This window comes from Mesorhizobium sp. M7A.F.Ca.CA.002.09.1.1, from assembly GCF_003998555.1.
In the GTDB taxonomy this organism is placed as follows: domain Bacteria; phylum Pseudomonadota; class Alphaproteobacteria; order Rhizobiales; family Rhizobiaceae; genus Mesorhizobium; species Mesorhizobium ciceri.
The window spans coordinates 1-12,932 of sequence record NZ_RZRR01000048.1; the positions used below are offsets into that span (position 1 = coordinate 1).

The window sequence follows — 12,932 nt, forward strand, 5'->3', positions numbered from 1 at the left end:
GGATGATCTGGTCATAGGCGGGATTGTCGCGCATTGGCCCGGTCTGGCCGAAACCCGATATCGCGCAATAGACGAGGCCCGGACGGACCGTCTTCAGTGCCTCGTAGCCAAGCCCCAGCCGATCCATCACGCCGGGGCGGAAATTCTCCACCAGTGCGTCGGCGCTGGCCACCAGATCGAAAAAGCGCTCGCGATCGGCTTGCTTCTTGAGGTCGAGCACAACCGACCGTTTGCCGGCGTTCTGAGCCAGGAACGAGGCGCCCATGCCGGCGCTGTTCAGCTTTGCCGAGCCGCCGAGCTGGCGGGCGAGGTCGCCGCCTTGCGGCGCCTCGACCTTGATCACGTCGGCGCCCAGCAGCGCCAGCTGATAGGCACAGTAGGGACCGGCCAGGACATTGGTCAGGTCGAGGACGCGAATACCGGAAAGCAGTTCTGTCATGGCATCAGGGATCGATCAGGCATCGCCGGGCACATGCTCCGGTCCGCGCCGACGACGATGCTCGATGAAGGCCCAGATATGCGGGCCGGCGAGACCGATGAAGGCGAGCGTCAGCAGTGTCAGCGACAGTTTGTGGGTGTAGAACACGGACCAGTCGCCATTCGAGATAGTCATCGCCCGGCGGAACTGGGTTTCGGCGAGCGGCCCAAGGATCATGCCGATGATGACAGGCGCGGTCGGAAAATCGAACCGCCGCATCAGGAAACCGGCGGCCCCCAGCAGATAGAGGATGACGAGGTCGATGGGCGATTGCGAAATGCCATAGGTGCCGACCGTGGCGAACACCAGGATGCCGGCATAGAGCTGCGGCGCCGGGATTTTCAGCAGCCGCACCCACAGCCCGATCAGCGGCAGGTTGAGGATGACCAGGATGACGTTGGCGATGAACAGGCTGGCGATCAGCCCCCAGACGAGGTCGCCCTGGGTCGTCAAAAGCAGTGGTCCGGGATTGATGCCGTAGCTCTGGAACGCCGATAGCATGATCGCCGCCGTCGCCGAGGTCGGCAGGCCAAGCGTCAGCATCGGCACCAGCACGCCGGCTGCGGACGCATTGTTGGCGGCCTCGGGGCCGGCAACGCCTTCGATGGCGCCGACCGTGCCGAACTCCTGCTTGTGCTTCGACAGCTTCTTTTCGATGGCATAGGACAGGAAAGTCGGGATTTCGGCGCCGCCCGCCGGCATGGCGCCGATCGGGAAGCCGATCGCGGCGCCGCGTAGCCAGGGTTTCCACGAACGCCCCCACTCGGCCGCCGTCATGTAGAGCGAGCCCTTCAGCGGCACGATCTCGTCCTTGCCGGCATAGCGGCGCGAGGCCATGTACAGCGTCTCGCCGACCGCAAACAGGCCAACGGCGGCGATGATGACGTCGACGCCGTCGAGCAGTTCGGTCATGCCGAAGGTGAAGCGCGGCTGGCCGGTCTGCAGGTCGACGCCGATCATGCCGATGACGAAGCCTGCGAACAGGCTGGTCAGGCCGCGAACGGAAGACGAGCCGAGCACCGCCGAGACGGTGATGAAGGCCAGCACCATCAGCGAGAAATATTCGGCCGGACCGAAGGCCAGCGCGAATTTGACCACCACCGGCGCCAGGAAAGCGACGCCCATCGTGCCGATCGTGCCGGCGACGAACGAGCCGATCGCCGAAGTGGCGAGGGCTGCACCGCCGCGGCCGGAACGCGCCATCCTGTTGCCTTCCAGCGCGGTGACGATGGTGGCGCTTTCGCCGGGCGTGTTGAGCAGGATCGACGTCGTCGAGCCGCCGTACATGGCGCCGTAATAGATGCCGGCAAACAGGATGAAGGATGCCTCCGGCGCCACCTGATAGGTGATCGGCAAAAGCAGCGCGATGGTCAGCGCCGGCCCAAGACCGGGCAGCACACCGATGGCGGTACCAAGCGTGGTGCCGAGCAGGCACCACAGAAGGTTGACCGGGGTGAAGGCGACCGAGAAGCCATGTGCCAGATGTCCGAGCGTTTCCATGGCGTCAGCCCCTCAACATGGTGATGAACGCATCGATGACCGTGTTCAGCTGGTTCTCGATGAAACCGGCACCGATGTTGACGCCGAGCGCCCTGGCGAAGCCGAAATAGGCGGCCAGCGCCAGGATAAGGCCGAGCACGACGTCCCGCAGCGTACGCTTGCTGCCGAAGCCGTAGCAGACGAGCACGAACATGATGACGGATGCCGCCGTGAAGCCGAGCGGTTGGATGAGCAGCAGATTGGCGATCAGGCCGATAACGACGAAGCCCATTGCCTTCCAGTCGGTCGGCGTCTCCTTTTCCTCCTCCGGCTGCCAGCCGCCGCGAAGCGCGGCAAGGATGAGCAACAGCGAAAGTACCACCAGGCCAACCATGGTAAGGTAGGGAAAGACGGTCGGGCCGACCTTGGAGTAGAGCGGCGACACCGGGATCGCCAGCGTCTGCCAGGCGACGGCGCCGGCGCAGGCCAGGAGCCCGATGCCTATCAACAATTCCGGCACGGCAAGCCGCGACGGCGCCGCCTGCTGGTCGCTGGTGCTCATGATTGTCCTCCCCAGGAGAGCTGGCCAAGTATGGTTGGCGGAAATGCCCGGCGCCGCATGCTTGCTCCCCACCGCAGGGTCATGCCGGCTTGCATTTCATGCGAGAAGGGGCGACCTGCGCCGCCCCTATGACGATGGATCAGGCGAGCCCGAGATCCTTCAGGATCGCCTCGATGCGGGCTGAATCCTCGGTGACGAACTTCGCATAGTCGTCGCCGGTGAGCAGGATCGGCGTCCAGTTGCGGTTCTTGCATTCGGTCGCCCACGCGTCGCTCTTGGCCATGGTCTCGATCAGGGTGATCATCGCTGCCTTGTCGGCGTCGGAAATACCCGGCGGTGCGAAGACGCCGCGCCAGTTGAACAGTTCGACATCGATGCCGGCCTCCTTCAGCGTCGGCGCATCGATGCCGTCCTGGCGCTTGTCTGCCGAGATGGCGAGCAGCCGCAGCGCGCCCGCCTTGACCTGCTCGGAGAACTCGCCAAAGCCGGAGATGCCGGCCGCGACCTGGTTGCCGAGCAGCGCCGACAACGCCTCACCGCCGCCGGCGAACGGCACGTAGGACAGGTTTGTCGCCGGCACGCCGACAGTCTTGGCAATCAGGCCGAACAGGATGTGATCGGAACCGCCTGCGGAGCCGCCGGCGACAGGAACCTTTGTCGGATCGGCCTTGAGCGCGGCGACGAAATCAGCGGCCGTCTTGAACGGCGACTCCGCCGGCACGACCAAGGCCTCGAACTCGCCGGTAAGGCGGGCGATCGGGGTGACCTGCGTCAGATTGTTGGCGGCCTTGTTGGCAATGATGGCGCCAACCATGACCATGCCGGCAACCATCAGGGAATTGCCTTTGCCGTTCCACTGGCTGATGAATTGCGGCAGCCCGACAGTCCCGCCGGCGCCGCCGACATTGGTGATCTGCGAACCCGAGATGAGCTTTTCACTGCGCAGCACCTGGTCGATCGTGCGCGCCGTCTGGTCCCAGCCACCACCCGGTGCGGCAGGCACGAAGAGCTGTATCTGGGGCGCGCCTTCGGCCAAAGCGGGAGAAAGATGCGACGTCATCAGCCCGGCACCCACGGCTGCGGTGCTCATCAAAAATCTGCGTCTGTCCAGCATGGGATTCCTCCAAATCACGACACCTCCTCCGGTGCCCGCCAAAACGCGCCTGCATCCAGACCCGTCATCGATTTCAAGCAGATGTTACGGAGTTCTGTCAACGGAAACGATATTCTACTGGACAGAACGATTTGGCGGCGCGACACAGTCGCGTCGCTCGGCTTTCTTCAAACTGGAACCGCCATGGATTCGCCAAGCAAATCGGCAGATGCGGAAATCGACCGCGCCGAAGGTGTTGCAGCACTCGATCGGGCGATTGCCATCCTCGATGCCTTCAGCACGGAGGACCGGTCGCTCAGCCTAGCCGAAATCGCGGCGCGCACCGGCCTCTACAAGAGCACCATCCTGCGGCTTGCGAATTCCCTTTTGCGCGGACGATTGCTCGAGCGCCTCGACAATGGGCGCTACCGCGTCGGACCCGCGACGTTTCGGCTCGGTGCGCTCTACCAGCGTTCGGTCGTGGCGGTCGACATCCTGCTGCCGATCATGCGCGATCTTTCCGAGCGAAGCTGGGAAAGCGTTGCCTTCTACGTTCGCTCGGGCGATGTCCGCACCTGTCTTTACCGCGTCGAATCCAAGCACCCGATCCGCTACACGATACGCGAAGGCGACGTATTGCCTTTGCTGCTCGGCTCGGGCGGCCGCGTGCTCGCAGCGTTTTCGGGCCAGCAGGGCGAACCCTACGAGACCATCCGCAAGACCTGCAACTGTCTCGCCGTCGGCGACCGCGACCCCGAGACCGGGGGCGTGTCGGCGCCGGTATTCGGGCCAGGGGGCGTCCTGCTCGGCGCCTTGACCCTGGCTGGACCAAGCACGCGCGTCGACGCGGCCTTTCTGCAGCGCATGAAGCGTCCGCTGCTCGAGGCAGCGGCCCGCGCCACCCGCGCCTTCGGCGAGGACGCCTCAATGCTCGAGCAGGCAAGCCTGGCAGCGGACGCCCTGCCGTAGAATGCGGCCTGATTGGAAGGCTCGCCCAGTTCAACTTGACCAGAACCACACGGCGGTTCTTGGCGCGGCCCGCTTCGTCATCGTTGCTGGCGACAGGTGCCATCATGCCGGCGCCCGCAGCGGTCAGCCGCGCCGCTCAGGTCACCGCGCCAGCAGGATAGTCGGAGCGTCGTGATAGGTGGTCTTTACCACTTCCCGGTAACCGCACTTGGCAGCCACCCTCAGCGAAGCGCCATTTTCCGGATCGATGATACAGACGGTCTTCTCGCGCCCGAAAATCACTTCGCCCCATGCCAGGACGCGGCCAACCACCTCGGTGGCGAAGCCCGCCCCGTGCACGGCCGGAACCAGCGCCCACCCGGCCTCGGGAATGCCTTCGATCGATGGTTCCATGTCGCGCTTCAGATCGTGAAACCCGGCCTCGCCGATGAAGCGCCCGGTCGCCTTCTCCTCGATCGCCCAGAAGCCATAGCCAAGCAACGACCGCAGGCCGGCGTGACGCAGGAAGCGCATCCAGCTTTCTTCGCGCGTGCGCGGCTTGCCGCCGATGAAGCGGGTGACGACGGGATCGGTCCACATCGCGGCATAGGTGTCGAAATCATCCAGGCGGTGTGCCCGCAGGATGGTTCGCTTCGTTTCGATGACAGGAGCACTGGTCGCTTGCGGATTGTTCATGGGATCTGCCTCGCACGGATCGCCAGCGCTTAGCAAATCGCCGGTGCTGCGCAAGGGGCCAGGGCAACACGGCCCATCATCCAGGCGCCGCTATGGGAATTTTGCGCGACGATGTTATTTTTCACCGCAGGCTGATTCAACACCCGCCAGCGCGACCTTTTTTCAGGCGCGCATTGGTGGCGTCAAACCCAGGGAAAAGAGCATGGATACCACCGATCTTGTGCTTGCGATCTTCCATCATCTGCTGGTGTTTTCGCTGGCGGGGATCATCGGCGCCGAATTCGTCCTGATCCGCGGCGATCTGGGTGCTGCGACGCTCAAGAGGCTCGCCGGCATCGACCGCCATTACGGCGTCATCGCCGCGCTGATCATCGTCGTCGGCATCGGCCGCGTCTTCTATGGCCTCAAGGGCTGGGAATTCTACGTCTACAACTGGGTGTTCTGGGCCAAGATAGCGGCGTTCGGCGCTGTCGGCCTGCTGTCGATCATCCCGACCGTCCGCTTCATATCCTGGAACAGGCAGGCGAGCGGCAATGCCTCGTTCCAGGTGCCGGCGACCGAACTTGCGTCCGTGAAGACCTATATCCGCGCCGAAGCTTTCATCTTCCTGCTCATCCCGGTCTTCGCCGCGGCGATGGCGCGCGGCTACGGCTACTAGGGTGGCGATCACCCTCCGACATTATCCACCCATCGAGTGCGGATGTTTGCGGATATCGGCAGTTTGCCGCCCAGTTGCTATTTGCTAGCTTGCCCTAGTTGTTGCTTCATGCGCAGCCGGTGTTGAGAGGAGATCCGCGCGGCGTTGGAGATTCATATCCCGGGAGGAGATCACGATGAGAAGATTTGTCGCCGCTCTGGCTGCTGCCGCGGCCGTCACGCTTTATGGGTTCGCGGCCAGCGCGCAGACCTATCCTGAACGAACCATCACCGTTGTGGTACCGTTTGCCGCCGGCGGTCCGACCGACACGGTCACGCGCCTCGTCGCCGAAGCGATGTCGAAGGATCTCGGCCAGCAGGTCATCGTCGAGAATGTCGGCGGCGCCGGCGGAACGCTGGGTGCCGGCCGCGTCGCCAACGCCGAGCCTGACGGCTATACGCTGCTGCTCCATCATATCGGCATGGCGACAAGTGCGACGCTGTACAGAAAGCTCGCCTACGACACGCTGAACGCCTTCGAATATGTCGGCCTCGTCACCGAGGTGCCGATGACCATCGTCGGCCGCAAGGACCTGGAGCCGACCGATCTCAAGGGGTTGGTGGAGTACGCCAAGGCCAACAAGGATTCCATAACCGTCGCCAATGCCGGCATCGGTGCGGCCTCGCATCTGTGCGGCATGCTGTTCATGAGCGCCATCAAGACGCCGCTGGTCACCGTGCCCTACAAGGGCACCGGCCCGGCCATGACCGATCTCCTCGGCGGTCAGGTCGACATCATGTGCGACCAGACGACCAACACCACCAAGCAGATCCAGGGCGGCACCATCAAGGCCTATGCCGTCACCTCGCCGGAGCGCCTCGATGTGCTGAAAGACGTCCCGACGACGGTGGAAGGCGGCCTTCCCGAAGTGCAGGTCGGCATCTGGCACGGTCTCTATGCACCCAAGGGCACACCGGCCGGGATCACCGAACGCCTGTCGAAATCGCTTCAGGTCGCGCTGAAGGACCAGAACGTCGCGGCCCGCTTCGCCGAACTCGGCACCAAGCCATCGCCCGAGGCCGATGCGACGCCCGCCGCACTGAAGGCCAAGCTGGAAAGTGAGATCGCGCGCTGGAAGCCGATCATCGAAGCCGCCGGCCAGTATGCCGACTGAGGTTTGAACAGGGGCGCCACCGGCGCCCCTGTTCGCTCGGCATCCGCTACGCACCGCGGCTTGGGAGAACCATCATGAAACCTTTCGCGATCGACAGGGCCAACGGCCTGTGCGCCGCCCTGTTCATCGGTTTCGGCGCATGGTTCGCGCTGCAATCGCTCGGCCTCGAAATCGGCACCGCGTTGCGCATGGGGCCAGGCTATTTTCCGCTGGTCCTGGCGATCGTGCTGGTCCTGCTTGGCGCCGTCATTCTCGTCCAGGCTGTACGCGTCGAGGGCGAAGCGGTCGGGCATATTGCGTGGCGCGGCATGCTGCTCATCCTGCCTGCTCCGATCTTCTTCGGCCTGACGGTGCGCGGCCTCGGATTCATCCCGTCGATCTTCCTGACGGCGCTGATCGCGTCGTTTGCCAGCCGCTGCATGAAGCCGTTGACCGCGCTCGTGCTGTCGGCCGGCCTGACATTGTTTGCATTCCTTGTCTTCAGCTACGCGCTCGGCCTGCCGTTCCGCCGCTTCGGCCCGTGGCTGGCCCCGTGGTTGGTGTCGTAAGGCGATGAGCATGGATCTGCTCGACAACCTTGCGCTCGGCTTTTCGACGGCGACGTCGCTGACCAACCTCGGTTTCTGCCTGATCGGCGTCCTTCTCGGCACGCTGATCGGCGTCCTGCCCGGCATCGGCGCCACCGCGACCATCGCCATGCTTTTGCCCATCACCTTCCAGATCGGCGACCCGGTTTCCTCCCTCATCATGCTCGCCGGCATCTATTACGGTGCGCAATATGGCGGCTCGACCACCGCCATTCTCATCAACATGCCCGGCGAATCCTCGTCCGCCGTCACCGCGATCGACGGCTACCAGATGGCCAGGAACGGCCGCGCCGGGGCGGCCCTCGCGATCGCGGCCATCGGCTCGTTCTTTGCCGGCACCGTTTCGACGTTCCTCGTCGCCATCTTTGCCCCGCCGCTGACGGCGATCGCGCTGAAATTCGGCGCGGCCGAGTATTTTTCGCTGATGATCGTCGGCCTGGTTTCGTCCGTCGCGCTCGCCCACGGCTCGATCGTCAAGGCGCTGGCCATGGTCGTGCTCGGCCTGCTGCTCGGCGTTGTCGGCACCGACATTTACACCGGCACGCCGCGCTTCACGCTTGGAATCCGGGAATATGCCGACGGGTTGAATTTCGTTGCGGTGGCGGTCGGTGTCTTTGGCATCGCCGAGATCCTGCGCAACCTCGAAAACGAGGATGAGCGCTCCGTGATGATCCGCAAGGTCACCGGCCTTATGCCGACCCGCGAGGACTTTCGGCGCATGGCAGCGCCCATCGTGCGCGGAACGATCATCGGTTCAGCGCTCGGCATCCTGCCGGGAGGCGGCGCGATCCTGGCAGCCTTTGCCTCCTACACGGTCGAAAAACGCGTCTCGAAAAACCCGAAGGAGTTCGGCAAGGGCGCCATCGAAGGCGTCGCCGGACCGGAATCGGCAAACAATGCCGGTGCGCAGACTTCCTTCATCCCGATGCTGACGCTGGGCATTCCGGCCAACCCTGTCATGGCGCTGATGATCGGCGCCATGATCATCCAGGGCATCGTGCCCGGCCCCAATGTCGCGACCGAACAGCCGGCGCTGTTCTGGGGCATCATCGCCTCGATGTGGATCGGCAATCTGATGCTGATCATCCTCAACCTGCCGCTGATCGGGCTTTGGGTGAAGCTGCTGACGATCCCCTATTACGTGCTTTTCCCGATCATCATGGCGTTCTGCTCGATCGGCGTCTACAGCGTCAACAGCAACGTCTATGATCTCTACGCCGTCGCCTTCTTCGGCTTCCTCGGCTACCTCCTGACCAAGCTGCGCTGCGAACCGGCACCGCTGCTGCTCGGCTTCGTGCTCGGCCCGCTGCTCGAGGAAAATCTGCGCCGCGCCATGATTCTCTCGCGCGGCGACCCGAGCACCTTCGTGACCAGACCGATCAGCGCCGGCCTGCTGCTCATAGCGCTCGCCGTGCTCGCCGTCGTCTTCCTGCCGGCGGTCAAGAAAAAGCGCGAAGAGGTGTTTGTGGAGGAGAGTTGAATTACGCCGCCGTTCCGCCTCGGTCCTGAACCTCTTCGACCGGGTCGAGCGGTGCGATCGGCACCAGCGGTGCCGGCACATCGGTCGTCTTGACCTCGGCCTTGCAGATGTCGGCGATGACGCAGGCCGGGCAATCCGGCTTGCGCGCCTTGCAGACGTAGCGGCCATGCAGGATCAGCCAGTGATGTGCATGGCGCATATATTCGTCCGGAATGATCTTCAACAATCCCTGCTCGACCTGTTCCGGCGTCTTGCCGGGCGCTAATCCGAGCCGGTTGCCTATGCGAAGAATGTGCGTGTCGACCGCCATCGTGTGCTGGCCGAAGGCCATGTTGAGCACGACATTGGCGGTCTTGCGCCCGACCCCGGGCAGCTTGACCAATTCATCTCGATTATCGGGTACCTCGCCGCCATGGTCGCGGATCAGCGCCTGCGACAGCGCAATCAAATTCTTCGCCTTGTTGCGCCACAGCCCGATGGTGCGGATATATTCGCCGACCCTTGCTTCCCCCAGCGCCAGCATCTTGTGCGGCGTATCGGCGGCCCTGAACAGCGCCCGCGTCGCCTTGTTGACGCCTACATCCGTCGCTTGCGCCGACAGCACCACCGCGACCAGCAGCGTGAAGGCGTTGACATGTTCGAGCTCGCCCTTCGGCTCGGGCCGCTGGACGGAAAAGCGCCGGAATATCTCTTTCACTTCGGCCGGGCTGTAGCGTAACGCGCTTCGCGCCGGCCGCGGGCGCGGCTTTGCGTTCGAACCATCGCGTCGTGCGGGCAACGGCTCTTTTTTGGACAGGGAAGAATCTTTGGACTTGGGGCTTGCCATTTCCCTCCTATAATATCCCCTCATGAGCGACACAAACGCCTCGTTTCAGGCCGACGAGCCATTCTTTCAGGCGCTACTGACCCCGCACCGGTCTCTGGGCCGGACAGGCTTCTTCGTCCTGATGGGCGCGCTGCTGTTCGGCTGGCTGGTGACAGGCGCGTTTTTCCTGTCGCGCGGCGCCTGGCCGGTGTTCGGCTTCTTCGGCCTCGACGTGGCCGCCGTCTACATCGCCTTTCGCATCAACTATCGTGCCGCTCGCGCACGCGAAGAAGTCTCGGTTTCGCGCACCAGCCTCGACATCCGCAAGACAGCCCCCTCGGGGAAATCGGAAGCGCATCGCTTCAATCCGTTCTGGGCGCGGTTTTCGGTGGCCCGTCACGCCGAGATCGGCATCACAGGCATGACGGTGCAAGGTGAAGGCCAGAACGTGCCGATCGGATCGTTCCTGGACCCCGATTCCCGCGAGAGTTTTGCCACCGCCTTTTCGCGCGCGCTGGCGCCCGCCAAGACACGCTGAGGCAGCCGCGAGCGATTCCTGGGCTCGAATCCGGTGCCTATCCGGGTATGCGCCGCAAGAAGGCAAGTTTCGGGTGGCGATCGACGCCCCGAGGGGCGATATTCCGGCTCAAGGAGACAGTTCCATGAGCACACACACCGCAGTCCTCAAAAAGGACATCACGCCTGAGGGCAGCGATTATGAGATCGTGCGCCGTGCCATCGAGAAGATCAGTCTCGACTATCGCGATCAGCCTTCCCTCGAAGAGCTGGCCGAGGAGGTCGGCGAGACGCCGACCGGCCTGCAAAAACTCTTCACCCGCTGGGCCGGCCTGTCGCCCAAGGCCTTCCTGCAGGCGGTGACACTGGACCATGCGCGCAGGCTGCTCGATTCCGGCATGCCTCTGCTCGAGACCTCATTCGAACTGGGCATGTCCGGCCCCGGCCGGCTGCATGACCTGTTCGTCACGCACGAGGCGATGTCGCCGGGCGACTACAAGACACGCGGCGCCGGGCTCACCATTCGCTACGGCTTCCATTCCTCGCCGTTCGGCACCGCCCTGATCATGGCCACCGAGCGCGGGCTCGCCGGCCTCGCCTTCAGCGACCCCGGCGAGGAACGCGCCGCCTTCGCCGACATGTCCAGCCGCTGGCCGAACGCCATCTACGTCGAGGACATGACTGCCACCGGCCCCTATGCCGCCCGTATCTTCGACCCGACGCTGTGGCGCCCCGACCAGCCGCTGCATGTCGTCATGATCGGCACCGACTTCCAGGTTCGCGTCTGGGAGGCGCTGCTCAAGATCCCGATGGGCAAGGCCCGCACCTATTCCTCGATTGCGGCCAGCATCGGCGCACCGTCCGCCAGCCGTGCGGTCGGTGCGGCCAACGGCGCCAATCCGCTCTCTTTCGTGGTGCCTTGTCACCGCGCCATCGGCAAATCAGGCGACCTCACCGGTTATCATTGGGGCCTGACCCGCAAGCGCGCCATTCTGGGTTGGGAAGCCGGGCAGGTATCGTAATATCGATTTTTCTCGATATTGCGAAGAAAAACATGGTTCTATCGGCGCTATCAAGTATAAGCGCTATTTACGCTGTGGTTCCGCTTTTGCAACCGAGGGCAACCTCCGGTTCCTGTAGTTGTTATTTTTGAGGCGTTATTTTAGGTAACTCTAAATTAACCACGATAAAGTGATGATGCTCTCATATTAATCCGGACGATCCGGCTTGATAGGAGGTCTCGATGACATTGTTTCGCGCCGCCTGCGGCGCAGCTCTGCTGGTTGCCAGCGTCGACGAGGCCGCGTTGGCCACGACGCAGAATGTCATCTTCAACGGCACGATCGCGCCCACCTGCACGCTGGTCGTTGCCACCAACGGTACGATGACGGCCAGTCCCGATCTCCAGTCCCTGAGCTCCCACAACAGCGGCGGCTCGGCTGGAACCGTGACGCTGACGACGACCCGAGGTGTGTCGCTGAGCGTCGACCCGGTCACCACCATGACGGTGCCATCCGCCGACAGCACGTCGACGACCTGGACACCCACCTACTCCGCCGCCGGCGCGCATTCCATCGTCGAGACCGGCTCGACAACCAGCATCACCACCCCCGGCGCAGATCTCGTCTCGGTTCACCTTGCCGGAACCAAGGGCGGCAGCAATCGCTTCGCCAACGGCAATTATCAGGCAACGGTAACGCTGCGCTGCGAATGACGCGAGCGAAGGAGGGGTCGTGAAACATGCTCGAATCCTGGCGACGGCGTTGGCCGTCGGATTGGCGCCCGTTGCCGCCAAGGCTCAGTCGATGTCGCCGATGCGTGGCGAGATCAACAGCTTCACCGACGTCTTTGCGGTTCGCGTCTTCCCCGCCAATCCCTACGACCGCAACATCCGGGTCGAAATTCACGTCTACGATCAGGATTTCCAGCCGGTAGATGCCAGGGTCTCTCCAAATGTCTTCCAACTGGCCTCCCAGGCCTCCCGTTCTGTCCTTGTGGTTGTGCCTTTCGGCGGCGCTGCCGAGCGTAAAGTGCGTATCTGTACCGAAAGCATCCCCTTTCCCAATCAACAGACGCAGATAAGGGCACAGATATGCGGAAAGTTTTTTGGGCGCCGCAAGTCCTGACACTGGCGCTCGCGGCTGTTTGGGCGGGTGCCTCGCCGGCCGGGGCCGAGGACGTCTACAACCTCAACCAGAACGAAAGCGGCTTCAACCTGCCCGGCGTCACCTTGCCCCAGGGCCAGGACGAGGTCCATGCCGCGGATGGCACCACTTGCCGTTCCGCCGTCTCCGGCTCCGGCGCCTATGTCGATCTCGGCGTCATCAGAGGCAACAGCCAGTCCGACAATGATGTCGCCACTTACGGCCGCGTGGTGATCCCCATCGGGCGTACGCCCAAGCGCGTCGATTGCAGCCGTCTCTACGAGCTTGAGGTCGAGCGCCTTCAGCTGGAGCTGAAGCTCCTCAAAATGGGCC

The 12,932-nt window shown here is 63.6% G+C and carries 16 protein-coding genes and 1 pseudogene; 10 read left to right on the forward strand and 7 right to left on the reverse strand.

Going from position 1 to position 12,932, the window contains the following annotated elements; genetic code table 11:
• From EN994_RS03985 to EN994_RS04000, 4 genes are all read right to left on the reverse strand, one after another.
• Positions 1-439 (reverse strand): CoA transferase (locus EN994_RS03985; protein WP_206530371.1); only part of this gene is annotated, 439 nt, incomplete at its 3' end.
• Between the two features lie 15 nt (positions 440-454).
• On the reverse strand, positions 455-1,978 hold the full coding sequence (locus EN994_RS03990) for a tripartite tricarboxylate transporter permease (protein WP_013529613.1): 1,524 nt from the start codon (positions 1,976-1,978) through the stop codon (positions 455-457).
• 4 nt (positions 1,979-1,982) lie between these two features.
• Complete coding sequence (locus EN994_RS03995; RefSeq protein ID WP_063168998.1) at positions 1,983-2,519, reverse strand: tripartite tricarboxylate transporter TctB family protein; 537 nt, start codon at positions 2,517-2,519, stop codon at positions 1,983-1,985.
• Between the two features lie 139 nt (positions 2,520-2,658).
• The gene (locus EN994_RS04000; protein ID WP_013529611.1) at positions 2,659-3,633 is read right to left on the reverse strand and encodes a tripartite tricarboxylate transporter substrate-binding protein; all 975 of its coding nucleotides are present in this window, start codon (positions 3,631-3,633) and stop codon (positions 2,659-2,661) included.
• A 183-nt stretch (positions 3,634-3,816) separates the two neighbouring features.
• Between EN994_RS04000 and EN994_RS04005 the strand changes: the two genes are divergently transcribed.
• Positions 3,817-4,581 carry an IclR family transcriptional regulator gene (locus EN994_RS04005; RefSeq protein WP_013529610.1) on the forward strand — a complete coding sequence of 255 codons (765 nt, stop codon included), beginning with the start codon at positions 3,817-3,819 and terminating at the stop codon, positions 4,579-4,581.
• A 34-nt stretch (positions 4,582-4,615) separates the two neighbouring features.
• Here the strand turns inward: EN994_RS04005 and EN994_RS35935 are convergent.
• Both EN994_RS35935 and EN994_RS04015 read right to left on the reverse strand, forming a co-directional pair.
• A pseudogene (locus tag EN994_RS35935) lies at positions 4,616-4,717 on the reverse strand (DUF4892 domain-containing protein); the annotation flags it as partial.
• Positions 4,718-4,722: 5 nt separating this feature from the next.
• The gene (locus EN994_RS04015; protein ID WP_127307403.1) at positions 4,723-5,256 is read right to left on the reverse strand and encodes a GNAT family N-acetyltransferase; all 534 of its coding nucleotides are present in this window, start codon (positions 5,254-5,256) and stop codon (positions 4,723-4,725) included.
• A gap of 202 nt (positions 5,257-5,458) precedes the next feature.
• Here EN994_RS04015 and EN994_RS04020 point away from each other — a divergent pair, with 202 nt between their 5' ends.
• The 4 genes from EN994_RS04020 (at position 5,459) to EN994_RS04035 (ending at position 9,134) form a co-directional block, all read left to right on the forward strand.
• Positions 5,459-5,914, forward strand: coding sequence for a DUF2214 family protein (locus tag EN994_RS04020; protein ID WP_024502811.1), 456 nt, complete (start codon positions 5,459-5,461; stop codon positions 5,912-5,914).
• A 175-nt stretch (positions 5,915-6,089) separates the two neighbouring features.
• On the forward strand, positions 6,090-7,067 hold the full coding sequence (locus tag EN994_RS04025; RefSeq protein WP_063168999.1) for a tripartite tricarboxylate transporter substrate-binding protein: 978 nt from the start codon (positions 6,090-6,092) through the stop codon (positions 7,065-7,067).
• Positions 7,068-7,141: 74 nt separating this feature from the next.
• On the forward strand, positions 7,142-7,615 hold the full coding sequence (locus EN994_RS04030; RefSeq protein WP_063169000.1) for a tripartite tricarboxylate transporter TctB family protein: 474 nt from the start codon (positions 7,142-7,144) through the stop codon (positions 7,613-7,615).
• A 10-nt stretch (positions 7,616-7,625) separates the two neighbouring features.
• Positions 7,626-9,134: a tripartite tricarboxylate transporter permease gene (locus tag EN994_RS04035; protein WP_063169001.1), complete on the forward strand. Its 1,509-nt coding sequence runs from the start codon at positions 7,626-7,628 to the stop codon at positions 9,132-9,134.
• Between the two features lies 1 nt (position 9,135).
• On the opposite strand, the gene nth is transcribed toward EN994_RS04035, so the two are convergent.
• On the reverse strand, positions 9,136-9,960 hold the full coding sequence (gene nth, locus EN994_RS04040; protein WP_063169002.1) for an endonuclease III: 825 nt from the start codon (positions 9,958-9,960) through the stop codon (positions 9,136-9,138).
• A 22-nt stretch (positions 9,961-9,982) separates the two neighbouring features.
• Here nth and EN994_RS04045 point away from each other — a divergent pair, with 22 nt between their 5' ends.
• The 5 genes from EN994_RS04045 to EN994_RS04065 form a co-directional block, all read left to right on the forward strand.
• Positions 9,983-10,477, forward strand: a complete 495-nt coding sequence (locus EN994_RS04045) for a DUF2244 domain-containing protein (RefSeq protein ID WP_063169003.1) — start codon at positions 9,983-9,985, stop codon at positions 10,475-10,477.
• 124 nt (positions 10,478-10,601) lie between these two features.
• Positions 10,602-11,477, forward strand: coding sequence for a bifunctional helix-turn-helix domain-containing protein/methylated-DNA--[protein]-cysteine S-methyltransferase (locus EN994_RS04050; protein ID WP_024502817.1), 876 nt, complete (start codon positions 10,602-10,604; stop codon positions 11,475-11,477).
• Positions 11,478-11,698: 221 nt separating this feature from the next.
• Entirely contained in the window at positions 11,699-12,169 is a 471-nt protein-coding gene (locus EN994_RS04055) for a hypothetical protein (protein ID WP_127307404.1), read from the forward strand.
• Between the two features lie 19 nt (positions 12,170-12,188).
• Positions 12,189-12,581, forward strand: a complete 393-nt coding sequence (locus EN994_RS04060; protein ID WP_027161335.1) for a hypothetical protein — start codon at positions 12,189-12,191, stop codon at positions 12,579-12,581.
• The coding region (locus tag EN994_RS04065) for a hypothetical protein (RefSeq protein WP_127307405.1) at positions 12,548-12,932 on the forward strand (385 nt) is incomplete at its 3' end. The genes EN994_RS04060 and EN994_RS04065, both read left to right, overlap by 34 nt.